We start from the raw sequence: 22,318 nt of genomic DNA, 5'->3' as shown, positions 1-22,318 counted from the left end.
CATGGTTGTCCCTCAGTTGTACAGCAATCGAGGAACCTCCAATGCCAAAGATCTCGAAAGCGAAAATTCTCATTCTCGCGACTGACGGCTTCGAGCAGTCCGAACTCGACGTACCGCGCGAGAAGCTGAAAGCCGTCGCGCAGCTTGTGCATGTCGCAGCACCGAAGGAGCGCAAACAGAAAGACTCGATCATCGGTTGGGAGAACAAAGACTGGGGCAAGCCCGTCAAAGTCGACGTCGAACTGAGCGAAGCTTCAACATCGCTCTACGATGCGATCGTACTTCCTGGCGGGCAGATGAATCCCGACACGCTCCGACAAAATCCTGAGGCAGTGAAACTCATCAAAGCATTTTTGGCGGAAGGCAAAGTCGTCGCTGCGATCTGCCACGCTCCGTGGCTGCTGATCGAAGCCAACGCCGTCCGCGGCCGCAAAGCGACATCTTACGCCTCAATCAAAACCGACATGCTGAATGCTGGAGCACAATGGGTCGACGAACCCGCGGTATCCGACCAAGGCATCGTGACGAGCCGCAACCCCGGTGACCTCGAAGCCTTCGTCGCAAAAATCATCGAGGAGATTGAAGAAGGCAAGCACGACCGCGCCGTTCTCGCGGCCTAGCGTCGTCTCAAATTTGCAAAACGCGATGATACGAAGTGGCCGCTGCCTTGGCGGCCATTTCTATTTTTGCAACCCGCCTCAACCGGCAAGCGCGCGCGGCGGCTTCTTCGGCGAAACCTGCAGGCTCTTTAAGATCATCAGCAGCGTCTGGCGCAGCGCTTCGTCCACCGTCTCGACGATGTGACCCGGCTCCGTCAGGTTCGCCGGAACCCAGACGAGCTGCGTATCGACGGTCCGCCAGCTGCCGAAATAGTCCCGGCCCTTGAGAACTGTCACACCGGTGCCAGCCAAGCCTTCCCGGACGGAAAAGCCGCTGAGTGTCACCTCCGGAATATCTGCAAGTTGCTGCAGCAGTTCGCGATCAGGCGTTGCCCATTTCATCGTGCGGTCTCGTTTTCGAATCGAAAAGAACGGTTCGACTGCCGAAATTAGGCAACGAAGGTTGCTCAAGGGTTGACGCCATACCGATTTCGGACATGGCCTTTTAGACCGCGCCCGTCCGGCGCATAGCCCCGGCAGCCAAGTCCGGATATTTGTTCAGATGACATTCGTAATGTGACGTCGCGTGCCAGAAGCCGCGAAACGCTTCAAAAGAGGGGTCGCGGACATGAAAGATGGAAAACCCGACGCCAGCCAGAACCCGACGGCTGCGGATATCACGACGCCGTCTGGCGACCCGGTCATTCGCACGATCGCCATGCCCGCCGACACCAATCCGGCGGGCGACATCTTCGGCGGCTGGATCATGTCCCAGATGGACCTCGCGGCAGGCAACGCCGCGGCCCGGCTCAGCCAGGGTCGCTGCGTGACGGTCGCCGTCGAAGGCATGAGCTTTCACTCACCCGTCAAGGTCGGCGACGAGGTAACGGTTTGGGCGCTCCTCACCAAGCGCGGCCGCACATCGATGACGTTCGAGGTCCAGGCATGGCGGCGTCCGCGTGACGGCGAAGTTCAAGCCTGCGTGACGCGCGCGCATTTCACGTTCGTCGCGCTCGATGATAACGGTCGGCCGCGCCCCCTGCCCGAACGCCGCAATGGCTCAACCTGGGTCTAATCTCCCGCAGAAGGGAAAAAACATGAGACATGGTCTCGCCTGCCGGCACGTGCTTTCCGCGGCCGTTTTAATGGCGGCGCTCGCGACAGCAGCATTCGGCACTGACTTTGCCAATATTGCCGATGGCCTTCACGTCGGCCTGCTTGCGCTCGGCTTTCCGAAAATCGCCGCGGCACGCGTTTGCAGCGTCTGCACGCCTGCGCGCGAAAAGGCGAGCGACCTTGCGCCGATTGATCACTTCATGGGCGGCCCGAAGCGCATCATTCTGATGCGTCACGCCGACAAGACCGACGACCCCGATAACGAAGACCTTTCGGATGCCGGCGTCGAGCGCGCCAAGCGCCTGGCGACGTACATCCCCGAAACCTTCGGCAAGCCCGACATCATCGTCGCGACCGCGGGATCGAAACATTCCGACCGGCCCCACGAAACGATGGAACCGCTCGCGGACGCGCTCGATCTCAAAATCCAGGACTATTTCAAGAAAGATGAGTTCGGCGATCTCATCGATGAAATCCTGAACGACCCAGACTTCAAGAACAAGACGGTCGTCATCTGCTGGCACCACAAGGAATTGCCCGCCATCGCCGCGCTGCTCGGCGCACCGGCCGGCAGCTATCCCGATCCTTGGCCGAAAAACGCCTACAACATTGTCCTCGATCTCCAATACGATCCCTTCTCCGGCAAACCTCCGAAGGTGTCGCGCGTCATCGAACCGTTTTGATCGCCGTGCGTAACTGCCGGATTGAAACGCCGGCAGATCGTCGTCGCATTGACGCTTCCGCCATCTCTGACTACACGCGGGCGCCTGCTTAGTTGGGGCCGGGCGCCGGTGCGGACATGCGCCGCGATGACACCGTTGAGGGACACGACGTGCTGAGTTCTGAGGAAAAAAGTGCCGACGGCAACAGCGGCTGGCTTGGCGCGCTTTGGAAAGCCTGGTGTGGGCACAAGGAAATAACCGCGACGTGCCACCCGGATGGCGGTCCTGGCCGCATCCTGTTGATGCGGCACGCCGAGAAGACCGGCAAGACCGACGACATTTATCTTTCGAAAGACGGAATGAAGCGCGCCGAACGGCTGGCGACCTATATTCCGCAAGTCTTCGGTAAACCAGACTATATCTATGCAGCAGCGCGCTCGAAGCGGTCGATCCGCTCGATCGAAACGGTAAAACCGCTCGCCGCCACGCTCGGCATCGAGGTTCAATACCACATCGAAGACAAGCAGTTCCGTTCGCTTGTCACGGAGATTTTTTCGAAGCCCGAGTATCGCGGCAAGACCATCGTCATCTGCTGGCATCACGGCAAGCTGCCGGAGATTGCGTCCCTTCTGGGCGCGCAAAAAGGGTCTTATCCTGATCCCTGGCCTCAGGACTGCTTCAATCTCATCCTGGATTTCCGCTACGACCCCAAAACGGATGCGCCACCGATCGTCGCACAGATCGTCAATCCGTTCTAAAACCGGCATCAAAATGAAACCGGAGTACTGTAGAATCGCCCCCATATACGGGGGGCTGCGCCGGCCATTACCCTTTTAGTGTCGCCTCGCGGCCACACATTTCGGCGTGAACGCGAACTACATGCATACGTCTCGCAAAACGGCGAACATCAGACAATAATGCGCGCCGCTTGTGCAGCCCGCATTCTGGGAAGGAAGGTTTTACGTGATGCGCAATCTGAGACGTGCAACGTCGGTGTCGGCGTGGACCTCCGCCATCGCCGTGGCTTTAGCAGTTTCGGCGGCACCGGTATGGGCCGCATCGGACAACCCGTTCGTCACCCTCGCGGGAACGTGGGGCGGCTCCGGCACGGCCCGCTTCGATGACGGCAAGACCGAAAGCCTGCGTTGCAAAGGGTATTACACCAACAACGGCAACCCGCATAACCTCGGGCTCTCGATCCGCTGCGCCAATGCGTCTGCCAAATTGGAACTGCGCGCCAATCTCGTCGATACCAACGGCGCCGTCAGCGGCAGTTGGGAGGAGCGGACCTACAATCAGTCGGGCACCGTGCAGGGACGCGCGACGGCCAGCCGGATGACGCTCGCCATCAGCGGCGGCATCACCGGTACGATGACCGTCTCGATCTCGGGCGGCTCGCATTCGGTCACGGTTGCTTCCAGCGGTCCGTCGTTCAAGGGCGTGCACATTTCCATGTCGCGTTAACGGGAATCTGCCACACTTCCGAAAATTGGAGATTTCGATGCGCGCACGACTGCTGGCTCTCATACCCGCCCTCGCCGCTATGCTCGGCACCACGGCGCTTGTTCCGGTTGTAGATGCCAGCGGCATCGGCCGCCTGAAAACGAACTATAAGCCGGGCCAGATCATCACGGCCTATAGCCGCTACGGCAACGGCTCGATCAGGAGCGTCGTTCGACCGACGCAAGTGGGCTGGCAGGTGAAGCTGCCGAGCGGCAACTGGACCTACTGCCGCCGCAGCTGCGAAGAAACATTGCGCGTGCAGACGATTGACTACTTTTCGGGCGGCAACTCGATCGACGATGGCGGCTACGGCTCGCTTGCCCGCGAATGTGGCATCTTCGGCTGTCTCGGCGGCTCTTACGAATTCTCGTTCTGAGCGGCTTCTGATCGCTAGCGGCAGCGGCCTCAAGCTCTGCCCTATACGAGAAACGGATTGCTTGTCCGCTCGTGCCCGAATTGACTGGGCGAACCGTGCCCACAAATGAAGGCAACATCGTCACCGAGCGGTAGCAGCTTCGTCTTGATAGCGGAGATCAGCGCCTCATGATCGCCATACGGAAAGTCCGTACGTCCGATTGATCCGCGGAAGATGACGTCGCCGACCAGCGCAAACCGCTGCGGCCGGTTAAAGAACACGACCGAACCGGGCGAGTGCCCCGGACAGTGAAAAATCTCGAACGCATGCCCGGCCACGGTGACCGTTTCGCCTTCGTCGAGCCAACGGTCCGGCACGACGTTGCGGACACCGGAAAAGCCGTACATCTCGCCCTGCTTTTCCAGTGCATCGAGCAGGATCGAGTCGTTCTTGTGCGGGCCTTCGATCTTGACGCCGAGCCTGTCGCGCAATTCCGCGGCGCCACCCGCATGATCGATGTGCCCATGCGTCAGCAGGATCTTCTCGACCGTCATGCCGGTCTCTTTGATCGCGGCTTCAATACGATCGAGATCACCACCCGGATCGATAACCGCGCCGACCTTCGTCGCCTCGTCCCAGATCAAGGTGCAATTCTGCTCGAACGGCGTGACGCGAACGATCGCGGCCTGCAGCGGGGATGAAACGTTCGCGCGCGGTTCGCTCATGAGATTCGCTCCGTATTGCCGACATGGGTCTTAGCGCATCTTGCGGTGCAGGTAGCAGCGTCGCATTGGCGCAAATATCGGCACAGCAGCGGCCTCTGCCCAACCACCCCAGATAATCTGCCTAATTAATAATCATGGTTCATTGCCTTTCGGCATCTCCGCACCAAAGCCGAATCGCACGATCGTCCGCATACGCTCAATTTTTGCTCAATGCGGGAAGAAGCAACAATGCCGAACACAATCAGTATTGCACTAAGCATCGCTGTTTCGGCTGCTGCGTTTGGGCTCGCCTGTCACCCGGCACACGCCAACGACTGGAATGGGTTTTCGGTCGGAATTGGAGGCGGTTACGGGGCCACCAACAATGAGATGAAGATCGGTCCCGGTCCTGACGTGACGGGAATAAGCGGCGGCCTGGATATCAACGGGCTCAGTGGCACCGGCGGTTTTTTCACCCTCGGCGCTGGTTACGATCGCATTCTCTATAACAAGCTGCTCGTCGGCGCATTCGTCGACTACGATTTCGCCGACATCGAGACGAAGGTCTCGCTTGGCATCCCGCCCGCCGACGATCTGAACGCGAGCGCCAAATTCAAGATCGATAACCAGCTCTCGGTCGGCGGCAAGATCGGATACTTGGTTTCACCGACGACGGTCTTCTTCGCGACGGGCGGCTACACGCACGCCGAAACGAGCGATGTAGATGCCTCGGTTTCAACGGCCAGCGGCGGCGGCAGCGGAACGCTCGCGAGTGTCGGAAGCTTCAACGGCTATTTCTTCGGCGGCGGCGCCGAGACGCTGATCGGCAAGGGATTCAGCGTCAAGGCCGAGTATCGCTACACCTCACTTGAGGCCGAAAGCGCGACGATCCTGCCTGGCAGTGGTGTCAGCGACTTCATATCCGCGTCGATCAAACCGCAGATTCAAACGGCGCGACTGTCGCTGAACTATCGCTTCGGTGATGACAGCAACGACGCCGCAACCAATCCGCAGCCGCCGACCGTCAACAGCAATTGGACAGGTCCCTATATCGGCATCGGCGCGGGCTACGGCGTCGCGAACAATAAAGCGACGGTTGCAGATCGCTCATCGCCGCCGGGATCCATCTTCAACGTCGCCCTTGATGGCATCGGAAGCGACGGAGGACTGATATCTGGCACGGTCGGTTACGACCTCCAGCTCCACACACGCTATGTCATCGGCGCATTTTTCGATGCCGACTTTGCCAATCTCAAAAACCGCAACACCCTCAGCCTGACAGACGGCGTAGATACTCTTGGCGCCGGCACGATCTCGAAGTTCGACAACATGCTGATGGTCGGCGGCAGGCTCGGATATCTCGTTACCCCCGACACGCTGGTCTTCGGAAGTGTCGGCTATGCCAACGTCGGAATGGATCCGATGACGCTCAACGCCGGGTTCTCCGGAGCGAGCACCGGTATAGTCCTGATCGACGGCCAGCGATTTGATGGCTTCTTCGTCGGCGGCGGTATCGAAACGAAAATCTGGGAGTCGCTGTCGCTTAAGGCCGAGTATCGCTATGTCGATCTCAGCCGCGATGAGGTGACGTTATTGCCGAACGACCTTCCTCAGATCAATCAGTTCATCTCGACTAAATTCGATCCCACCATCCAGATGGGCCGCCTCTCGCTCAACTATCGCTTTGGCGCTCGCGAAACGCCCGACGCTCCGTTGAAATAGCGCGGCGGGAAGCTTGCCGCACTCCGCATGCCTCCCAAAAACACGACAAGGGCCGTCATGGCCCCTGTGCGCGTGATCGCAATGACGCTCTGGCCTACGCGGCCTCAGAGCCTTCATCACTCGGATCGCGAAGAACGTAGCCGCGGCCCCACACCGTCTCGATGTAGTGCTTGCCGCCGGTCGCTGCCTGCAGCTTCTTACGAAGTTTGCATATGAACACGTCGATGATCTTGAGCTCGGGCTCGTCCATGCCGCCGTAGAGATGATTAAGGAACATCTCCTTCGTCAGCGTCGTGCCCTTGCGCAGCGAGAGCAGCTCGAGCATCTGGTATTCCTTACCCGTCAGATGCACGCGCTGATTGTTGACGTCGACCGTCTTGGTGTCGAGGTTAACGCGAAGATCGCCCGTCTCGATGACCGATTGCGCATGACCCTTCGAACGGCGAACGATCGCCTGGATTCGCGCGACGAGTTCGTCCTTGTGGAACGGCTTCGTCATATAGTCGTCGGCGCCGAAGCCGAGACCGCGAACTTTGTCGTCGATGCCGGCGAGGCCCGATAGAATGAGAATTGGCGTGCCGACCTTTGCCACGCGCAGCGTCTTCAGAACTTCATAGCCGCTCATGTCGGGAAGGTTCAGGTCGAGGAGAATAATATCGTAATCATAAAGTTTGCCGAGATCGACGCCCTCTTCCCCAAGATCCGTCGTGTAAACGTTAAAACCTTCCGACTGCAGCATAAGCTCGATGCTTTGCGCCGTGGCACTATCATCTTCAATGAGTAGAACCCGCATGACCGTCCCTCTGGTGCCCTATCCGATCCGTGTCCGCGCTATGTCTGCTCTTTGCTCAAAGTGAACGCACTACAGTCGAGCTAAGCGATCGTTAGGAAGTTAGCGACGAGAGGTTAACAAACCCTAATCCGCGTTAGCTATTTCACCATACTGTCGGAATGCCGAAACACGTCAGCGTCCGCAGCCGATGATACGGCTTTCACGATCTCGGGTCACGCGCCGTCGATAACGGGACAAAGTAATCCCGTTCGCGCCGGACAACGGCCCGCCACAAGTTTCGATGTATTAGAACTTGCCCCTCTCGACCCGCTAACAGACCCTAAGCGAAACCTCTCGCTGGGGCGCCCACCCCATTGATTGGCCTATACAATCGCCTCGCAATCCATATACGGCTCGAATCAAGAGCTAACAGAATTCGCGTCATTGCCCTAGATGGGTTATGGCCAAAAGCTGCCCCCAAACGAAACGACCGATCAGAATTAGTTACGCGTTGCTTTACCGCAACTTAAGTGCAGAATGTTATTTAGAGTATTGAGGGTCCTAAAGAGCTGTTGCAACGCAGCCTCTTGCCGGATTTAAGGTATTTCTTCCTGGTTGCTGTAGTAGCAAAGCCTTATCAATGATCTGGCATGCTTCTTGGATACCAGGGTTCGAATGTGTTTGGGGTATCGAACGATGAAGTCACGTGACCTGGCCATCCGCCTGAAGCGTCGAGAAGTGGAAGAGAAGTCCCGAAAGGTTGACGATCTCGAGCGCATTATTCGCGAATTTGATCAAATGGCTGCTGATTTGGAACGCCAGATCCAGCTCGAAGAGGATCGCACCGGCATTCGCGATCGCGGGCATTTCTCCTACTCGACCTTTGCGAAGGCCGCCGCCCAACGCCGCGACAACCTCCGCCAGTCGACGGAAGGCCTCCGCGAGAAGCTTACCGCCGCCGTCCGCGAGCGCGATGATACCGTCGAACAGTTTTCCCGGGCCTCCCAGCAGTCCCAGAATATGGACGATCCGCGCCCCGGCCGCCGCGACCGTCCGCTCGGCTTCACGGCCCTTCGCTGAGCCTTGCGCTCCGGGCGAACTTGGGTTGTGTAGGCCGTCAGAAAAAGGCAGGCTTCAAGGCGGTGCCCGAAAGGCGCCGCCTTTTTCATTCCAAATTCTGTTGGCGGCGCGGCTGAAAGTGCTCCGCCCCCTTGCCCAAACGTGACGCGGCGGGCAGGAGTCTGTGCCGTTGCAGTGCTCAGAATGACGATTCGATTGGACTGCACTTTGGGGGAAGATGTCGCTTCGCCGTCCATCATGCATGGCCGCTTCGGCGCTGCTTTTGGCTGCGTCGCTATCGGGTTGCGCAGGCAATACCCCTGAACTGCCCTCGCTCGGCGCGCAATCGACGGCTGCAACAGCACCCACGCCCGTCACGATGCCGACGTCGCCAACGACAGCACCCGGCGACCCTGAGGCACCTCCCGGCACTCCCATTCGCGGCGCTGTCGGATCGGCGACGACGATCTATTCGCACATCGCGACCGGCGCGATGGCTTGCTGGTTTTCAGTGAATGGCCCACTCAAGAAAGATTATATCTTCCATGCTGCGGCCGACGCGCCATCGCGCGGCACCGGCGGCAAGGCCGTGATCACAGTCCACGTGCGTGATCCATCGCAGGCCAACCCGCGTGGGCTCAAAGCCTATCTGGTTGAAATCGAGCCGACCGGCGAAGAAACCGCCAGTGTCACCGTCGAAAACCGCAAGATGTCGGACGCTTACGCCGCCGCCATGACCGACGACATTTCCCGCTGGTCGAAAGGCGAAGAAGGCTGCCACGGCCCGACGACCGTCGCCGCGTGGCCTCCGCCACCAGGCGACGCCGTCGCGTCCGCAACAAAACCGGCAAAGACCGCGAAGAAGCCCAAGACAAAGGTCAAGGCTGCGCAGGCAAAACCTGCCGCGCAGTCTGCTTCTCAACCGTAAATCCAGTTGGACACGGCTCAACGGCCCGCAAGCGCGAGCCGCCGCGTTCACCTCACGAGGATCGCGAAGTTATTCGCGATAGTCCTGCAGGCGCGTCGCCCGAAGACCCGGAAGGCCATGCTTGTCGATCGAACGCTGCCACGACAAAAACTCGTCGACGGTCAGCGTATACCGCTCGCACGCCTCCTCAATGCTGAGCAGTCCGCCGCGCACGGCAGCAACCACTTCAGCCTTGCGGCGAATAACCCAACGTTTCGTATCCCGCGGGGGAAGATCTGCGACTGTGAGCGGAGACCCATCGGGTCCGATCACATAGCGCCCGCGCGCTCTCATCTGCTGTTCGGTCATGATACTCGATACACACTCTTGACCACGGCTCGGTTATAACCGGTTTGCGATTAAATTAGCACTAACCCATTGAGTGAAAAAGACTTAAATAGGCGTGCCAATTCCAACATTCCGGCCACTGAAATAGGGCGCCGATGAGGCGAACTGTTCCATTGTGACCCAATCGCTAACCGTAAGTCTTTCTCAGCGAAAAATGGGCCAACGGCAGCTTCCGGATGACACACAGCCTTGCCGATGGCAGATTTGAGAACTATTGATTACACGCTATTCGAATTGGCGGTGGCGCCATCCAGGCTGCGTCACGGTAGTTGTCTGAATCTGTTCAATCTTTTGAAGGATAGCGGCACAGGGATAGCGTTGCAGGGGCCGACCGATGGCCCGCTTTGAGTTACCCTAGCCTCTGCTTGATCACCATGACTCAGTCTGAAACGACATTTGCCAGCCGCGGCACGATGACCAATCCCGCCAACGCGCCCATCGCGGCGCCGGCCGCTCGCAAGCGCGTGGTCGTCGCCATGTCCGGCGGCGTCGACAGCTCAGTTGCTGCGGCAATCATGAAGGCAGCCGGCCACGACGTCATCGGCGTCACACTCCAGCTTTACGATCATGGGTCAGCCACTGGACGCAAGGGCAGCTGTTGCGCCGGCCAGGACATCCACGATGCTCGGCGCGTCGCCGAAGCTCTCGACATCCCCCATTACGTTCTGGACTACGAGACGCGCTTCGCCGCCAAGGTGATCGAGACGTTCGCCGAGAGCTACGTCGCCGGCGAAACGCCGATTCCGTGCGTCACCTGCAACAACGAGATCAAGTTCCGCGATCTTCTCGACACCGCCAAGGACCTCGGCGCCGAAGTACTCGTCACGGGCCATTACGTGCAGCGGCTCGACACCGAGCACGGCCCCGCCCTCGCCCGCGCCGTCGATGCCGACCGCGACCAGAGCTATTTTCTGTTCGGGATCACAAAGGAGCAGCTTGCGTCCCTGTGGTTCCCGATCGGCGGCATGCGCAAGGCCGATGTGCGCGAGCTTGCCCGCTCGTTCAATCTGCCCGTCGCCGATAAGTCCGACAGCCAGGACATCTGCTTCGTCCCGACCGGCAAGTACACCGACGTGATCGAACGCCTGAAGCCGACCGCGCTCGATTCCGGCAACATCGTCCACCTCGACGGTCGCATTCTCGGCCGTCACGACGGCATCGTTCACTACACGGTCGGTCAGCGTCGCGGCATCAAGATCCCCGCCGCCGAGCCGCTGTACGTCGTGCGCCTCGACGCCGCCCGCAACGAAGTCATCGTCGGGCCGCGCTCGGCGCTGACGACGACCGGCCTGATGCTGCGCAACGTCAATTGGCTCGGGGAAAAGCCGCTCGAAGACGTCGGCGCCTCTGGACTTTCGCTGTATGTTCGCATGCGTTCGTCGCAGAAGCTTCGGCTCGCACTGCTGCAAATCGAACAAAATGGTGCGGTCAGAATTGAACTTCATGACGGTGAGGAAGGTATTGCGACCGGTCAGGCGTGCGTGTTTTATGCCGATGACGGGACGGAAGGACGCGTTCTCGGCGGGGGCTGGATTGCCAAGACGATCAAGGCAAACGGTGTCGAGCCTCGCGTTACGACGATGGCCGAGTTGGGACGCTAGGCGCATCGGGCAAGATTGTTTGCGGACTGATGGAGATCGGCAGTGAGTGATAACAAGCCTTCGAGCTTCCGCTCCGCGACAGCGCGGTCGGACGCACAGAAAGGGCGTTCTGCAACGAAGGTTCTTCAACTCGACGAAGGCCAGGTTCGCGACGCTTACCGTCGCTGGGCGCCTGTCTACGACTATACCTTCGGAGCCGTTTCGACCGCTGGCCGCCGTCATGCTGTCGAGATCATCAACTCCGGGTCAGGGCGCGTTCTCGAAGTTGGCGTCGGCACCGGCTTATCACTTCCGAACTACAAGAAACACCTCGACATCGTTGGCATCGACCTCGCGCCTGAAATGCTTGAGAAGGCCCGCGAGCGCGTCAAAGCCGAAAAGCTGACGAACGTTTCCGGCCTCCACGAGATGGACGCCAGCAATCTCACTTTCCCCGACAACACCTTCGACACGACGGTTGCGATGTACGTCATCACCGTCGTTCCCGATCCCAAGAAGGTGATGCTTGAACTCGCACGCGTAACCAAGCCCGGCGGCGAGGTGATGCTGGTCAACCACTTCAGCCAGGACGAAGGCGTCCGCGGCTGGGTCGAGCGCCAGATGGCGCCGTTCGCCGACCTCGTCGGCTGGCATTCCGTCTTCGACGTCTCACGCGTCATGGTCTGCCCGGACCTGAAGCTGATGGACCGCAAGGCACTCCGACCCTGGGGCATCTTCACGATGATGCGCTTCCGCAAGGACGAAGGCTCGGCCTCGCTCCGCCCCGAAGCTGCGGAATAGCCGCCAGCCTTCAACCAATTGCCGAGATAAGCGGTTCGGCGGCATTTTGAGACGGCGCGCCGTGTTGACAGAAAGGCATGGCGCTCCCTATAGACGGTCCCTCGACGGCGCAGCGCGCCGCGTGTGGCGGGATAGCTCAGGTGGTTAGAGCGGCGGTCTCATAATCCGCAGGTCGGCGGTTCAAGTCCGCCTCCCGCTACCAATAAACCACACTTAGCGCGACAAAATTTGTCTCCCCCTCATTTAGCTGACCTTCGCCAGCGCGAAGCGTGGACGCGATCAATCATCGTGAAAGGTGCATCAAACGCACATTTCTCGCTCGCCGCCCTGGCATCGTGAAGAAAAATGGCCATTGCCCCGCGCGACGTGTCCGGACTGTCGGATTGCCTGCAGTTGCGCGCGATCGTTTTGCCTGCGTTCCAATCTTAGGACGAACTCGGCGGCCGGTACTCCGTTGCAAAAATCACCATGCCGGATTTGCCGGCGAGTTGGGACGGTTCGGCCTTCTCCCAGTCCAGACGATGCAAGGCGCCTTCGATCGCAAGCTCAAAATCCGCCCGGCGCTTACCTACACCGGGATTGTTCTTATCGCCTGAACTCGATAGCTTATTGAAATATTTTCGATGTGAGCATTGAGGGGAGATATTTTCGATGGAATTGGGCGCCGAGTTCGCGACTCGTTTCGCATTTGAAGAACGTGGATACGCAAGCCGAGGGATGGTTGTTGGGATTCGCTTTCGGCGAGTGCCTAAAAAATCAATAGAGAGAGGGCTTGTGGGCGACCTCGCAATTATTTGCGAGGCCAACCTCCAAACTGCCGCCCCCGCTCGACCATGACGCCCGGACATCGCGACAGAGAATACAACGAATTTTGGACATGTGGTGAGACTTCATGCTGATGCAGGACGCGACCATCGAGACGGTCATTTCTATTCTTGAAAAGACGGGCGAGAGCAAAAATCCATGGCTGACCGCTCACCAACTTCGCTATGCTGAAACGCTGAAACGACTTTATGCCTTTGATGGCGAACGAACCACCGCCCTCGAACTCGGCGCGACCCATATCTTTCAATACATCCTTGCCAAGATGGGTTTCGAGACTGTCTATGGAACTCAATTCCGCTCAAGCCCCGAGCAAACAGATCGGAAACCATTTGAACTCACCGTGGATGGCTTTCCGATGCGGTCGACGTTCCTCACGGTGAACTTTGAAGAGGAGCCTATTCCGCTGCCGGACGAGAGCCTTGATCTCGTCCTTTGCTGCGAAGTAATCGAGCACATGGACGTCGATCCGATGTTTTTGATGTCAGATTTGAATAGGGTTCTTAAACCCGGCGGTGCACTGCTTATGACAACGCCAAATTGTACGTCTTCCCAGAATGTCTTGAAGATCCTGCATGGGTATCGCCCACATTTCTTCATGCAGTACATGAAGAACCGAAGCCCCTACCGGCACAACTTCGAATACGACATCCACGCCTTATTGGCTCTGACGCAGGCTGCGGGGTTCGAATGCACAAGTTTGGAGACCGTTGACACCTTTGGAAAGTCCTCGGAAGAGGCTCTCGAATTTCTTCGCAAAAATGACCTTCCGACCGCCCATCGCGGCGATAATATCTTCTTCATCGGCAAGAAGAGCGGTCCAGTGATTGAGCGCTGGCCTCCAGAACTCTATGTTTAAAAGCGGAGTGACCCTGGATAGCGCCAGACCGCAAAACTGGTGTAGCGCGCGACTCTAGTTGAAATGTAGATCGTCAAAGATGGCAATCGGGACTCGCATAAATCTTCGCTGCAGGATTGACGACCACAGCTTGAGCTGCGCGCGCCGCCGCCAGCAGATATGTAGCGAGTTAGAACAACGTTCTTGACGCATCGCGCTTCAGGCGCGCAGCTGCCTTTTCTCAAATCGATGACAATGTCAGCCTCGGGCGAGGTTCGCGGGTTAGAAAACGCTGTTTCATCGGCGGCGGCTCGTTTGCATGTGCTTACCGCGGTCGACAAGGCCATCACGGCCCTCCTTTATGCCTCCGCTCCATAGGAGACCGCATGTCCATTTCATCCGTCGGCAACTCGGACGCCTACGCACGCTATCGCCAGCAGGCGCTCGATCTCCTGGCTTCGCCCGGCCAGCAGACGCAAGCCGGTCAGACGACAGCCCTGTCCTACATCACGCCACCGGCCACGACCGATCCCTCCGACACCAATCCGTTCGCGACCAAGTTCAAAACCGATCTTTCGATGCTCAACGGCTCGAATGATGGCAAATCGCACGCTCATGGTGCGCACGGCCACCACGGCAAGGCCGACGCGACATCGCAGACGAGCGATAGCACGACGACCACCGATACAGCCGCGACCGACCCGCTCCAGCAGACTCTTACTGAATTCGCCAATCTCCTGAAGACAGCCGCCGGCATCGCCGCGGTGATCGCCTGATCCAACAGGCGACAAGACGGTTACTCGCGAAGCCGCACAGCGGTCTCAGTCGAAATCGACTTTACGGCTTCGCATTTTCTTCACCTTCCCGCGCACGGTCTTTGCTTTGATGCGCTCTTCACGGGCGCCGCGCGACGGCTTGGTTTTGATCCTGAGCTTCGGCCGCACCAACGCTTCTGCAATCAACTCAGCGAGGCGTGCACGCGCATCCGCCCGGTTCTGCTCCTGACTTCGAAACCGGTCCGCTTGGATGACGATCTCGTCATCAAGCGTCAGCCGCCGCCCCGCAAGCCGCTTCAGGCGCTCGCGGGCGTAAGGCGGTATCGACGTGTTGGCTCGCAGGTTGAACCTCAGTTCGACTGCCGTCGACACCTTGTTGACGTTTTGGCCACCCGGTCCCGACGCCCTGACGAAGCGCTCTTCGAGTTCCGCTTCGTCGATGTCGAGCGCATCGGAAACGCGCATCGCGCTGCTAGTCCTTCTTCGCGGGCGAGAAGAACATCAGGCGGTTGAAGAACGGATCGATGACTTTGATCTCGCGCGTGCCCCACGACATCGCTTCGATCCCCGGCCGCATGTACTTGTAGCCCTTCCCCATGATCTCAGCGTGATAGCCGTCAATATCGTCGACGGCAATTCGAACCGCGCTGCCTGGAGCTGCGTCCCCATGATGCTCGGAGAGATGGATGATGCAGGCGCTCCGTGTGATCTGCGCATAAAGCGGCATACCCCGCTCGAACCGATGTTCCCAGTCGAGCGTGAACCCCAAGAAGCCAAGGTAGAAGTCTTTGGCCTTCCCCTCGTCGAATATCCTTAATATCGGCACGGCCGGAGCAATGTGCATAACCACCAATCGACAATTGCAGACAGAGGTAAACACCACTATTGATTGCGAAAAGGCTGCGGCATAGTATTCGCGATTGCGAAATTCGGGAACAACCCTCAGGAGAAGATCGTAAGGCAGTTGGTGCGCATACGGAATATAGCCCCATTTCGCCCTACATTGCGCCCTATTTGTAGCATTTTAGCAGCAGCATTTACCATTTGTTGAATGCCGCAACATAGCCTTGGTCGAGGAGCTGCAATCGACCGCCAGCTCAAGGGGCGAATCGTATTACTGGCTTAGGGCTGAGGAAGCCGCCATGCGAACTGCGACGACATCGACCGCGATTCACGCCATTGAGGAGACCACACGTGTGGCTCATCCGTCTGGCTTCTCGCGCTTCGCCGGTCTCGCGATTGCCTCCCTCGTTCCGGCCGCCTTCTGGAGTGCCATTCTCGCCGTCGGCGCGTTGTGGCTCGACAAGCCGCTGTCCTCGAAAACGATCCTGATGGTCGGCGCGGCGATTGCTCTATTCCTCTTCGCGATTTGCGCTCCGCTGATGTTGCGCCGGCCAGCTGCCGACACCGACGCCAAAATCCAAGCCCGCAAGGCGTAGAACCCAAGCCCACATTTCAACTCAGCAAACCCCATGCACCTTGGCATGAGGTCGCTATTGCGCGGCATTATCTAGCCTTCACAAAAAACGGAGCGCCGTCGAAACGGCACCCCGCTAATCTCTGCTAAACAGTCTCGAAACGTGACTTACTCCGCAGCGACACGCTTCTTCGGTTTCACCAGTTCCATATAGTCGTTCAGGAGCGTCTCGGTAACTTTGGCCGGCTTGTATTTGTGCTCGCCAATCTCCGAAACCGGCGTCACTTCCGCCGCCGTACCCGTAATGAAGCATTCCGAGAACGACGCCAGCTCGTCCGGCATAATATCGCGCTCGATCACCTGAATTCCGCGCTTTTTCGCAAGCTCGATGACCGTCCGCCGCGTGATGCCGTTAAGGAAGCAATCGGCCGTCGGCGTATGAATAACGCCGTCCTTGACGAAGAAGATGTTGGCGCCGGTGCATTCCGCCACGCGGCCCTTCCAATCGAGCATCAAAGCATCCGAGTAGCCCATGCGCTCGGCGCGGTGCTTTTCGAGCGTGCAGATCATGTAGAGACCCGCAGCCTTGGCGCGCGACGGCGCGCAGGCCGGATCGGGACGACGGTAAACGGCATTGGTGATGCGAATACCCTTCAGCCGCTGTTCCATCGGGAAATAGGAACCCCAGTCCCAGGCAGCGACGGCAAGATGGATCTTCGAGTTCTGCGCCGAAACACCCATCTGCTCGCTGCCGCGCCATGCCACAGGCCGCACGTAGCAGTCTGACAGCTTGTTGGCGGCAACGACATCCCGGCAGGCTTGGTCGATTTCGGCGACGGTGTACGGAATTGTAAAGTCGAGGATCCGCGCACTTGCGATCAGCCGCTCGCTATGCTCGGTCAGCTTGAAGATCTCGCCGTCGTAGGCGCGCTCGCCCTCGAACACCGAGCTGGCGTAGTGCAGCCCGTGCGTCAGGATATGAACGTTCGCGTTGCGCCAAGGAACGAGCGCTCCATCCATCCAGATGAACCCGTCGCGATCGTGAAACGGAATAAGGTCGGCCATGCCAGCGTAATCCTTCCTGGTCTTTATCATTGGCGAATTTGAAGTGGTGGTGTATGTCGCGCGGTCCGTTACGGACGGGCCAGGCAGGCTGAAACGCTCGGAAAACCGATATTTCAGTGCGCCGCGTGCAAGACTATGGACCTGCGGGACAAGCCACCAAATTGGCTTGCAACAGAATACAATCGAGGCCAATAAGTCAACATGACTGACATAACGTCAGAAGGCCCGTCAGAACATCGCGGCGCACCGGGACAGCCCTCCCATGCCCAGGACGCTGGCCGACGCTCTCCGAATGCCGACCTGATCGCCTGTATCGAGCTGTTTTACTTTGCGTATCGCGGCTTTACTTGCGACCCGGACACGATACTTGAGCAATACGGCTTCGGGCGCGCGCACCACCGCGTCCTGCACTTCGTGCACCGCAATCCCGGCCTGAAGGTCGCGGAACTGCTCGATATTTTGCAGATTACAAAACAGTCATTAGCGCGCGTCTTGAAACAGCTCGTCGATGAGGGCTTCATCATCCAGAAAGCGGGCAACGAGGATCGCCGCGAACGCCGCCTCTATCTGTCGGCAAAAGGCGCGCGTTTGACCGATAAACTGACACAAATCCAGGCCAAACGGATTGAAGGGGCTCTTGCCGAGCTCGGCCAAAACGCCGACACCGTTGCAAAGAATTTTCTCTTCGCGATGATTTCCGAAAAGGACAAGCATCGTGTCGAAAGCCTTATCCGTAGCGAGCACGGCGGACTGCCCTCGCCCGAACCTGATTGTAACCCACGGGAACCATGATGGCACCGGACCGAACTGAACCTTTGGCCGATAATGCCCCGCACATCCTCGTCGTCGACGACGACCAGAAAATCCGCGGACTGCTCGGCCGCTTTCTTTCGAGCAACGGCTTCCGCGTCACCGAAGCGTCTGACGCTGCCTCCGCACGATCTTACATGCGCGGACTGGCGTTCGACCTGGTGCTGCTCGACGTCATGATGCCAGGCGAAAGCGGCTTGTCGCTTGCCCGCGACCTGAAGCTGACGCGTCCGGTGCCGATCTGCATGCTGACCGCACTCGCCGAAGCCGAGGATCGCATTTCAGGCCTCGAAGCCGGCGTTGACGACTACGTTTCGAAACCGTTCGATCCGCGCGAGTTGCTGCTCCGCTTGCGCAATATTCTTCGCCGCGGCCAGACGCAATCCGCCCAGCGCGATGAAATCCGCATGGGCGGCTGCGTCTTCAACATCACGCGCGGCGAACTCAAGCGCGATGACGAAGCCATCAAGTTGACCGAGCGCGAGCGCGATCTTTTGCGCCTCTTCTCGCAACGCATCGGCGTCGCCGTCCCGCGCCATGAACTGTCGAGTGACGACAGCACTGGCAGCGAGCGCGCCATCGACGTCCAGATCAACCGCCTCCGGCGCAAGATCGAAGCCGACCCTTCGAACCCGGTCTATTTGCAAACGGTCAGAGGCAAAGGCTACATCCTCTACACCGATTGACCGTAACAGCGCGCTCGGGCCGACCGGCGCAAGGCGGATAGCATCCCATGGCCGTTGTGCCCGAAACGACCCCGGAGACCGGCAGCCTCGCCGCGCGCTATCAGCGCTTTCGCGAGCACCCGATCGTCATGCGCATCCTGGGTCTCGGCTCCGAGATGCTGCCGAAAGGGCTTTATGCCCGCGCGCTGCTGATCATCATCACGCCCATCGTCGTCCTCGAAGGCGTGATCGCATTCGCGTTCATGGAACGGCACTGGCAAGCCGTTACGCGCCGGCTTTCGGAAGCGACCGCGCGCGACATCGCGGCCGTGATCGAAGTCTACGAGGACATGGCGAAACGCGAAGGTCCCCAAAAGATCATCGACCTCGCGCGCGATCGCCTCAACCTGCAAATGGAAGTGCTGCCAAGCGGCGACCTGCCGCCGCCTGGTCCGAAACCGTTCTTTCGCCTACTTGATCGCGCGCTCTCGAACGAATTGCGCAAGCACGTACAGCTGCCGTTCTGGATCAACACCGTCGGCGATCAGAACGTCGAGATCCGCGTGAAGCTCGACGATGCGATCTTGCGTTTCGTCGCCACCCGCAGCCAGACGTATGCCTCGAACTCGCACATCTTCCTGCTGTGGATGGTCGGCTCGTCCGTCATTCTGCTGACGGTCGCGATCCTGTTCCTGCGCAATCAGATCAGACCCATTCTGCGCCTTGCCGATGCCGCCGACGCTTTCGGCAAAGGCCGCGGCATCCCGGAGGATTTCCGCCCGCGTGGCGCGCGCGAGGTGCGCCAGGCCGCGCTCGCCTTCCTGCAGATGCGCGACCGCATCAAGCAGCACGTCGAGCAGCGTACGACGATGCTGGCAGGTGTCAGCCATGACCTGCGCACCGTCCTAACCCGTTTCAAGCTTGAGCTTGCCCTGCTCGAAGATACACCGGAGACGCGCGCACTCTCCGCCGACGTCGACGAGATGCAGCACATGCTCGAAGACTACCTAGCCTTCGCGAAAGGCGACGGCGGCGAGGAAGCCAAGCCGACGAACCTCAAGGAGCTTCTCGAAGAGATCGTCGACGATGCGTCGATCTACGCTTGCTCGATCGAACTCAAGATCCGCAAGAGCAAGGGCGACATCATCCTGCCGTTGAAGCGGCAGGCCCTGAAACGCGCCATCATGAACCTCGTCACCAACGCCGCCCGCTTCGGCGACCGCATCATCATTCGTGTGGCACCCGAAGGCCGCTGGGTCCGCATCGAGGTCGATGACGACGGTCCCGGCATTCCCGAGGACGAACGCGAGAACGTTTTCCGGCCGTTCTATCGGCTGGACCACGCTCGCAATCAGGACGAGGGCAACAGCGGCTTGGGGCTCGTCATCGCCCGCGACATCGCCAAAAGCCACGGCGGCGAGATCGCATTGGGCGAGAGTTCGATGGGCGGCCTCCGCGCCATTATCTCTTTGCCGCAATAGAGAAATTTGGCCGTCGATCACAAATTTGGCGCGCGTGGCACACGCCCTTGTGATTTGACCGTAACGTTATGAAGTTACAATTTCTGCACATCGGTTCCGGCACGATTTCCCGTCCGACTACGGCGAAGGTGTCCTCCAAGGCTGCAGTCGCCGGAACCGAAGTTCCACGCTGTGGGTCGCCAACCCACGGGAACGCCAATCGAAGGTCGCGAACCTCGGGCGAGACCAATTTCCCAGCCCTGGTCAATGCCCGAGTTCGCGGCCTCGTTTTTCCGCCGCCAGCACCGCTTCCGTCATCAGCTCTTTGAGGCCGCTGCCGTCGCGCATCAACACGGCCAGCGCAGCCGCCGTCGTGCCGCCCGGTGACGTCACGTTCTGGCGCAGCGTCGCTGGATCGGTCTTCGACTGATGCAGAAGCTCACCGGCACCTGATACCGTGGCAGTGGCGAGCCGCTTCGCCGTCGCCGCATCGAGCCCCGCCGCAACGCCAGCGTCCGCCAGTGCTTCCGCCAGCAGGAACACATAGGCAGGTCCCGACCCCGACACCGCCGTTACCGCGTCGATCAGGTCTTCTTCGGGAACCCAAACGACATCACCAACCGCACCGAGCAGCGCTTCGCAGGCAGCCTTTTGAGACTGTGTTGTATGAGCGTTCGCGACGGCACCCGTGATGCCGCGCCCGATGGCGGCCGGCGTATTCGGCATGGCCCGTAGAACGGCAACACCAGCCGGCAAATGCCTCTCGAAGCTCGCAATCGTCTTACCCGCCGCAATTGACATGACGACCGTCTGTGGCCCCGCGATCTTGGCCAAGGCCGGAAAGACGTCATCCATCGCTTGAGGCTTCACCGCGACGACGATGACAGCGGGTGGCGGCGACCGCGGTTCCAGAACCGGCTGCGACGCGATCCCGTGCTTCTGCGCGAGTTCGAGGGCGGCTCCGGAAAGCTTCGGCTCCTGGATGATGACCTGAGCCGGATCGAGGCCCCGCTCAAGCCAGCCTGCAAGCATCGCTGTGCCCATTTTGCCTGCGCCGGCGAGCACGACGGAACCATCTAATTTCAGAGACATAACCCGGACACCTTGGAAAGTGGCCGGGCGTGGGTCGAGACGTCGCCCGATGGACCCGGCTTAAGCCTGCCCCTGCGTCTCGAACATCGTCGAAACCAGGGCTTCGCGGCTTTCCTTACCTGCCCACACCACGAACTGGAAGGCCTGGTAATACCGTTCACAGCCTTCCAGCGCCGCTTTCAGCATCGCTTCGCACTGCCGGACCGTCGCGACGGCACCGTTAAGCAGCAGCGCGTGACGGAACATCACGAGCCCTTCCTGGGTCCACAGATCGAAGTGGCCGAGCCAGAGCTGCTCGTTGATCTGGGCGATCAGGCGATACATTTCCGTCAGGCGGTTTTCTGGCACCCGGAAATCGAACGCGCACGCCAAGTGCAGGGCTTCGAGATCGTCACGCCAGTTGATCGAGATGTGATAGTCGGCCCAGGAACCCGCAACGATCAGCGTCAGCTCTTCGTCGCTCGCGCGCTCGCACGGCCAGTCATGGGCATGCGCGAGCTGTTCGATGAGATCGATCGGATTGAGAACGCGGTCAGAACCCTGTTCCGCAACTGCCATTTGATATCGCTCTCCAGTCTGCCGCGCGCCGGGATGGCCACGAAACAACCACGCGATTGGGATTTCCCAAATTGCGCCGCTTTCGTGCTGCTGCGCCGGACAAAACCAGACGGCCCTGCGAGTCGCAAGCTGACCCGGCGGGCCAGGAAATCTTGTCCACGATCAAAGTGGCAAAGCCCAGGCGGAACAGGGGCCAAGGCCGCCTTGGGCCACGATTGCTGGTGAAAAGCGCTCGAACCTGTGGATGCCTTTAGGCAGCGGTGCCGCCCTGCGGCGAAAGCTTCGAGAGCTTGGCTTCCAGCTCCGCGATGCGCGCCGCCAGCGCCTCGTTTTCCTGCCGCGCCTTCTGCGCCATTTCGCGCACCGCTTCGAAATCCTCGCGCGTCACGACATTCATATCCCGCAGGAACTTTTCGGCTTGGCCCCGAAAAACAGCCTCGGTTTCTTTCTTGAAGCCCTCTGCCGCACCCGCTGCGTCTGTCATGAGCTTGGCAAAGTCGTCGAAGAATTTGTTGGTCGTCTGGGTCATTTCAAGATCTCGGATTGGAACGGTTATTCAACTATGGCGATAGGCAGGCATGGCTGCAAGCTTACGACATTCTCATCTTGGGTCTGCCGGATGCATGC

The 22,318-nt window shown here is 59.4% G+C and carries 27 protein-coding genes and 1 tRNA gene; 18 read left to right on the top strand and 10 right to left on the bottom strand.

Annotated features, from left to right (window positions below):
* Positions 1 to 41 precede the first annotated feature (41 nt).
* On the top strand, positions 42 to 620 hold the full coding sequence (locus HYP802_RS0107750; RefSeq protein ID WP_024275495.1) for a type 1 glutamine amidotransferase domain-containing protein: 579 nt from the start codon (positions 42 to 44) through the stop codon (positions 618 to 620).
* A 78-nt stretch (positions 621 to 698) separates the two neighbouring features.
* Here HYP802_RS0107750 and HYP802_RS0107745 read toward each other — a convergent pair whose 3' ends face one another.
* Positions 699 to 1,001 (bottom strand): hypothetical protein, encoded by a 303-nt coding sequence (locus HYP802_RS0107745; protein ID WP_013946603.1) that lies wholly within the window; start codon positions 999 to 1,001, stop codon positions 699 to 701.
* Positions 1,002 to 1,227: 226 nt separating this feature from the next.
* Between HYP802_RS0107745 and HYP802_RS0107740 the strand changes: the two genes are divergently transcribed.
* The 5 genes from HYP802_RS0107740 to HYP802_RS0107720 all read left to right on the top strand — a co-directional run bounded on the left by HYP802_RS0107740 (position 1,228) and on the right by HYP802_RS0107720 (position 4,256).
* Positions 1,228 to 1,674 (top strand): acyl-CoA thioesterase, encoded by a 447-nt coding sequence (locus HYP802_RS0107740; protein WP_024275494.1) that lies wholly within the window; start codon positions 1,228 to 1,230, stop codon positions 1,672 to 1,674.
* 22 nt (positions 1,675 to 1,696) lie between these two features.
* Positions 1,697 to 2,398: a histidine phosphatase family protein gene (locus tag HYP802_RS0107735; RefSeq protein ID WP_024275493.1), complete on the top strand. Its 702-nt coding sequence runs from the start codon at positions 1,697 to 1,699 to the stop codon at positions 2,396 to 2,398.
* A gap of 116 nt (positions 2,399 to 2,514) precedes the next feature.
* Positions 2,515 to 3,135, top strand: coding sequence for a histidine phosphatase family protein (locus HYP802_RS0107730; protein WP_013946600.1), 621 nt, complete (start codon positions 2,515 to 2,517; stop codon positions 3,133 to 3,135).
* A gap of 208 nt (positions 3,136 to 3,343) precedes the next feature.
* Complete coding sequence (locus tag HYP802_RS0107725) at positions 3,344 to 3,841, top strand: hypothetical protein (protein ID WP_024275491.1); 498 nt, start codon at positions 3,344 to 3,346, stop codon at positions 3,839 to 3,841.
* Between the two features lie 37 nt (positions 3,842 to 3,878).
* On the top strand, positions 3,879 to 4,256 hold the full coding sequence (locus tag HYP802_RS0107720; protein WP_024275490.1) for a hypothetical protein: 378 nt from the start codon (positions 3,879 to 3,881) through the stop codon (positions 4,254 to 4,256).
* Between the two features lie 41 nt (positions 4,257 to 4,297).
* Here HYP802_RS0107720 and HYP802_RS0107715 read toward each other — a convergent pair whose 3' ends face one another.
* The gene (locus HYP802_RS0107715) at positions 4,298 to 4,960 is read right to left on the bottom strand and encodes an MBL fold metallo-hydrolase (RefSeq protein ID WP_024275489.1); all 663 of its coding nucleotides are present in this window, start codon (positions 4,958 to 4,960) and stop codon (positions 4,298 to 4,300) included.
* A gap of 228 nt (positions 4,961 to 5,188) precedes the next feature.
* On the opposite strand from HYP802_RS0107715, the gene HYP802_RS0107710 reads away from it, so the two are divergent.
* The gene (locus HYP802_RS0107710; protein WP_013946596.1) at positions 5,189 to 6,661 is read left to right on the top strand and encodes an outer membrane beta-barrel protein; all 1,473 of its coding nucleotides are present in this window, start codon (positions 5,189 to 5,191) and stop codon (positions 6,659 to 6,661) included.
* A gap of 94 nt (positions 6,662 to 6,755) precedes the next feature.
* On the opposite strand, the gene HYP802_RS0107705 is transcribed toward HYP802_RS0107710, so the two are convergent.
* Positions 6,756 to 7,454, bottom strand: a complete 699-nt coding sequence (locus HYP802_RS0107705; RefSeq protein ID WP_013946595.1) for a response regulator transcription factor CtrA — start codon at positions 7,452 to 7,454, stop codon at positions 6,756 to 6,758.
* A gap of 675 nt (positions 7,455 to 8,129) precedes the next feature.
* On the opposite strand from HYP802_RS0107705, the gene HYP802_RS0107700 reads away from it, so the two are divergent.
* The gene (locus HYP802_RS0107700) at positions 8,130 to 8,513 is read left to right on the top strand and encodes a hypothetical protein (RefSeq protein ID WP_035575737.1); all 384 of its coding nucleotides are present in this window, start codon (positions 8,130 to 8,132) and stop codon (positions 8,511 to 8,513) included.
* Positions 8,514 to 8,730: 217 nt separating this feature from the next.
* Entirely contained in the window at positions 8,731 to 9,420 is a 690-nt protein-coding gene (locus HYP802_RS0107695; RefSeq protein ID WP_024275487.1) for a hypothetical protein, read from the top strand.
* A 69-nt stretch (positions 9,421 to 9,489) separates the two neighbouring features.
* Here HYP802_RS0107695 and HYP802_RS0107690 read toward each other — a convergent pair whose 3' ends face one another.
* Positions 9,490 to 9,768 (bottom strand): DUF1153 domain-containing protein, encoded by a 279-nt coding sequence (locus HYP802_RS0107690; protein WP_013216444.1) that lies wholly within the window; start codon positions 9,766 to 9,768, stop codon positions 9,490 to 9,492.
* Positions 9,769 to 10,220: 452 nt separating this feature from the next.
* On the opposite strand from HYP802_RS0107690, the gene mnmA reads away from it, so the two are divergent.
* The 5 genes from mnmA to HYP802_RS0107655 all read left to right on the top strand — a co-directional run bounded on the left by mnmA (position 10,221) and on the right by HYP802_RS0107655 (position 14,624).
* The gene (gene mnmA, locus HYP802_RS0107685; RefSeq protein ID WP_051463145.1) at positions 10,221 to 11,408 is read left to right on the top strand and encodes a tRNA 2-thiouridine(34) synthase MnmA; all 1,188 of its coding nucleotides are present in this window, start codon (positions 10,221 to 10,223) and stop codon (positions 11,406 to 11,408) included.
* 42 nt (positions 11,409 to 11,450) lie between these two features.
* Positions 11,451 to 12,188, top strand: a complete 738-nt coding sequence (locus tag HYP802_RS0107680) for a class I SAM-dependent methyltransferase (RefSeq protein ID WP_024275486.1) — start codon at positions 11,451 to 11,453, stop codon at positions 12,186 to 12,188.
* Positions 12,189 to 12,313: 125 nt separating this feature from the next.
* Positions 12,314 to 12,390, top strand: a tRNA-Met gene (locus tag HYP802_RS0107675).
* A 690-nt stretch (positions 12,391 to 13,080) separates the two neighbouring features.
* The gene (locus HYP802_RS22825; RefSeq protein WP_024275485.1) at positions 13,081 to 13,869 is read left to right on the top strand and encodes a class I SAM-dependent methyltransferase; all 789 of its coding nucleotides are present in this window, start codon (positions 13,081 to 13,083) and stop codon (positions 13,867 to 13,869) included.
* A 365-nt stretch (positions 13,870 to 14,234) separates the two neighbouring features.
* Positions 14,235 to 14,624: a hypothetical protein gene (locus HYP802_RS0107655; RefSeq protein WP_024275484.1), complete on the top strand. Its 390-nt coding sequence runs from the start codon at positions 14,235 to 14,237 to the stop codon at positions 14,622 to 14,624.
* Between the two features lie 45 nt (positions 14,625 to 14,669).
* Here the strand turns inward: HYP802_RS0107655 and arfB are convergent, their stop codons facing one another.
* Together arfB and HYP802_RS0107645 are read right to left on the bottom strand one after the other, a co-directional pair.
* Positions 14,670 to 15,089: an alternative ribosome rescue aminoacyl-tRNA hydrolase ArfB gene (gene arfB / locus HYP802_RS0107650; RefSeq protein ID WP_024275483.1), complete on the bottom strand. Its 420-nt coding sequence runs from the start codon at positions 15,087 to 15,089 to the stop codon at positions 14,670 to 14,672.
* A gap of 7 nt (positions 15,090 to 15,096) precedes the next feature.
* Positions 15,097 to 15,468: a glyoxalase superfamily protein gene (locus HYP802_RS0107645; RefSeq protein ID WP_024275482.1), complete on the bottom strand. Its 372-nt coding sequence runs from the start codon at positions 15,466 to 15,468 to the stop codon at positions 15,097 to 15,099.
* Between the two features lie 298 nt (positions 15,469 to 15,766).
* On the opposite strand from HYP802_RS0107645, the gene HYP802_RS0107640 reads away from it, so the two are divergent.
* Positions 15,767 to 16,063 (top strand): hypothetical protein, encoded by a 297-nt coding sequence (locus tag HYP802_RS0107640; RefSeq protein ID WP_081741022.1) that lies wholly within the window; start codon positions 15,767 to 15,769, stop codon positions 16,061 to 16,063.
* Positions 16,064 to 16,209: 146 nt separating this feature from the next.
* On the opposite strand, the gene HYP802_RS0107635 is transcribed toward HYP802_RS0107640, so the two are convergent.
* Complete coding sequence (locus HYP802_RS0107635; RefSeq protein WP_024275480.1) at positions 16,210 to 17,106, bottom strand: branched-chain amino acid aminotransferase; 897 nt, start codon at positions 17,104 to 17,106, stop codon at positions 16,210 to 16,212.
* A 201-nt stretch (positions 17,107 to 17,307) separates the two neighbouring features.
* Between HYP802_RS0107635 and HYP802_RS0107630 the strand changes: the two genes are divergently transcribed.
* From HYP802_RS0107630 to HYP802_RS0107620, 3 genes are read left to right on the top strand one after another with little or no spacing between them, the layout of a single operon-like run.
* A complete protein-coding gene (locus HYP802_RS0107630; protein WP_024275479.1) occupies positions 17,308 to 17,898 on the top strand; it encodes a MarR family transcriptional regulator in 591 nt (196 codons plus the stop codon).
* On the top strand, positions 17,895 to 18,602 hold the full coding sequence (locus tag HYP802_RS0107625; RefSeq protein WP_013946582.1) for a response regulator transcription factor: 708 nt from the start codon (positions 17,895 to 17,897) through the stop codon (positions 18,600 to 18,602). The genes HYP802_RS0107630 and HYP802_RS0107625 overlap by 4 nt, the downstream gene beginning before the upstream one ends.
* 47 nt (positions 18,603 to 18,649) lie before the next feature.
* Positions 18,650 to 20,062, top strand: coding sequence for an ATP-binding protein (locus tag HYP802_RS0107620; RefSeq protein ID WP_013946581.1), 1,413 nt, complete (start codon positions 18,650 to 18,652; stop codon positions 20,060 to 20,062).
* Positions 20,063 to 20,305: 243 nt separating this feature from the next.
* On the opposite strand, the gene proC is transcribed toward HYP802_RS0107620, so the two are convergent.
* The 3 genes from proC to HYP802_RS0107605 all read right to left on the bottom strand — a co-directional run bounded on the left by proC (position 20,306) and on the right by HYP802_RS0107605 (position 22,220).
* Positions 20,306 to 21,133, bottom strand: coding sequence for a pyrroline-5-carboxylate reductase (gene proC, locus HYP802_RS0107615; RefSeq protein WP_013946580.1), 828 nt, complete (start codon positions 21,131 to 21,133; stop codon positions 20,306 to 20,308).
* Positions 21,134 to 21,193: 60 nt separating this feature from the next.
* Entirely contained in the window at positions 21,194 to 21,691 is a 498-nt protein-coding gene (locus HYP802_RS0107610; RefSeq protein ID WP_013946579.1) for a YbjN domain-containing protein, read from the bottom strand.
* Positions 21,692 to 21,941: 250 nt separating this feature from the next.
* Positions 21,942 to 22,220, bottom strand: coding sequence for an accessory factor UbiK family protein (locus HYP802_RS0107605; protein WP_013946578.1), 279 nt, complete (start codon positions 22,218 to 22,220; stop codon positions 21,942 to 21,944).
* Between the last annotated feature and the right edge of the window lie 98 nt (positions 22,221 to 22,318).

Source organism: Hyphomicrobium sp. 802, from assembly GCF_000526135.1.
Lineage (GTDB): Bacteria > Pseudomonadota > Alphaproteobacteria > Rhizobiales > Hyphomicrobiaceae > Hyphomicrobium_B.
This window is presented reverse-complemented; position numbering and strand designations above follow the sequence as displayed.

What these genes read in the sequence shown, in the direction of transcription:
- HYP802_RS0107635 (WP_024275480.1), bottom strand. Translation starts at nt 17,106, where the DNA reads ATGGCCGACCTTATTCCGTTTCACGATCGCGACGGGTTCATCTGGATG.
- HYP802_RS0107715 (WP_024275489.1), bottom strand. Translation starts at nt 4,960, where the DNA reads ATGAGCGAACCGCGCGCGAACGTTTCATCCCCGCTGCAGGCCGCGATC.
- HYP802_RS0107730 (WP_013946600.1), top strand. Translation starts at nt 2,515, where the DNA reads ATGCGCCGCGATGACACCGTTGAGGGACACGACGTGCTGAGTTCTGAG.
- HYP802_RS0107695 (WP_024275487.1), top strand. Translation starts at nt 8,731, where the DNA reads ATGTCGCTTCGCCGTCCATCATGCATGGCCGCTTCGGCGCTGCTTTTG.
- HYP802_RS0107725 (WP_024275491.1), top strand. Translation starts at nt 3,344, where the DNA reads ATGCGCAATCTGAGACGTGCAACGTCGGTGTCGGCGTGGACCTCCGCC.
- HYP802_RS0107705 (WP_013946595.1), bottom strand. Translation starts at nt 7,454, where the DNA reads ATGCGGGTTCTACTCATTGAAGATGATAGTGCCACGGCGCAAAGCATC.
- HYP802_RS0107690 (WP_013216444.1), bottom strand. Translation starts at nt 9,768, where the DNA reads ATGACCGAACAGCAGATGAGAGCGCGCGGGCGCTATGTGATCGGACCC.
- mnmA (WP_051463145.1), top strand. Translation starts at nt 10,221, where the DNA reads ATGACCAATCCCGCCAACGCGCCCATCGCGGCGCCGGCCGCTCGCAAG.
- HYP802_RS0107605 (WP_013946578.1), bottom strand. Translation starts at nt 22,220, where the DNA reads ATGACCCAGACGACCAACAAATTCTTCGACGACTTTGCCAAGCTCATG.
- HYP802_RS0107630 (WP_024275479.1), top strand. Translation starts at nt 17,308, where the DNA reads ATGACTGACATAACGTCAGAAGGCCCGTCAGAACATCGCGGCGCACCG.
- HYP802_RS22825 (WP_024275485.1), top strand. Translation starts at nt 13,081, where the DNA reads ATGCTGATGCAGGACGCGACCATCGAGACGGTCATTTCTATTCTTGAA.
- HYP802_RS0107720 (WP_024275490.1), top strand. Translation starts at nt 3,879, where the DNA reads ATGCGCGCACGACTGCTGGCTCTCATACCCGCCCTCGCCGCTATGCTC.
- HYP802_RS0107740 (WP_024275494.1), top strand. Translation starts at nt 1,228, where the DNA reads ATGAAAGATGGAAAACCCGACGCCAGCCAGAACCCGACGGCTGCGGAT.
- HYP802_RS0107750 (WP_024275495.1), top strand. Translation starts at nt 42, where the DNA reads ATGCCAAAGATCTCGAAAGCGAAAATTCTCATTCTCGCGACTGACGGC.
- proC (WP_013946580.1), bottom strand. Translation starts at nt 21,133, where the DNA reads ATGTCTCTGAAATTAGATGGTTCCGTCGTGCTCGCCGGCGCAGGCAAA.
- HYP802_RS0107745 (WP_013946603.1), bottom strand. Translation starts at nt 1,001, where the DNA reads ATGAAATGGGCAACGCCTGATCGCGAACTGCTGCAGCAACTTGCAGAT.
- HYP802_RS0107700 (WP_035575737.1), top strand. Translation starts at nt 8,130, where the DNA reads ATGAAGTCACGTGACCTGGCCATCCGCCTGAAGCGTCGAGAAGTGGAA.
- HYP802_RS0107655 (WP_024275484.1), top strand. Translation starts at nt 14,235, where the DNA reads ATGTCCATTTCATCCGTCGGCAACTCGGACGCCTACGCACGCTATCGC.
- HYP802_RS0107610 (WP_013946579.1), bottom strand. Translation starts at nt 21,691, where the DNA reads ATGGCAGTTGCGGAACAGGGTTCTGACCGCGTTCTCAATCCGATCGAT.
- HYP802_RS0107735 (WP_024275493.1), top strand. Translation starts at nt 1,697, where the DNA reads ATGAGACATGGTCTCGCCTGCCGGCACGTGCTTTCCGCGGCCGTTTTA.
- arfB (WP_024275483.1), bottom strand. Translation starts at nt 15,089, where the DNA reads ATGCGCGTTTCCGATGCGCTCGACATCGACGAAGCGGAACTCGAAGAG.
- HYP802_RS0107640 (WP_081741022.1), top strand. Translation starts at nt 15,767, where the DNA reads ATGCGAACTGCGACGACATCGACCGCGATTCACGCCATTGAGGAGACC.
- HYP802_RS0107625 (WP_013946582.1), top strand. Translation starts at nt 17,895, where the DNA reads ATGATGGCACCGGACCGAACTGAACCTTTGGCCGATAATGCCCCGCAC.
- HYP802_RS0107620 (WP_013946581.1), top strand. Translation starts at nt 18,650, where the DNA reads ATGGCCGTTGTGCCCGAAACGACCCCGGAGACCGGCAGCCTCGCCGCG.
- HYP802_RS0107645 (WP_024275482.1), bottom strand. Translation starts at nt 15,468, where the DNA reads ATGCACATTGCTCCGGCCGTGCCGATATTAAGGATATTCGACGAGGGG.
- HYP802_RS0107710 (WP_013946596.1), top strand. Translation starts at nt 5,189, where the DNA reads ATGCCGAACACAATCAGTATTGCACTAAGCATCGCTGTTTCGGCTGCT.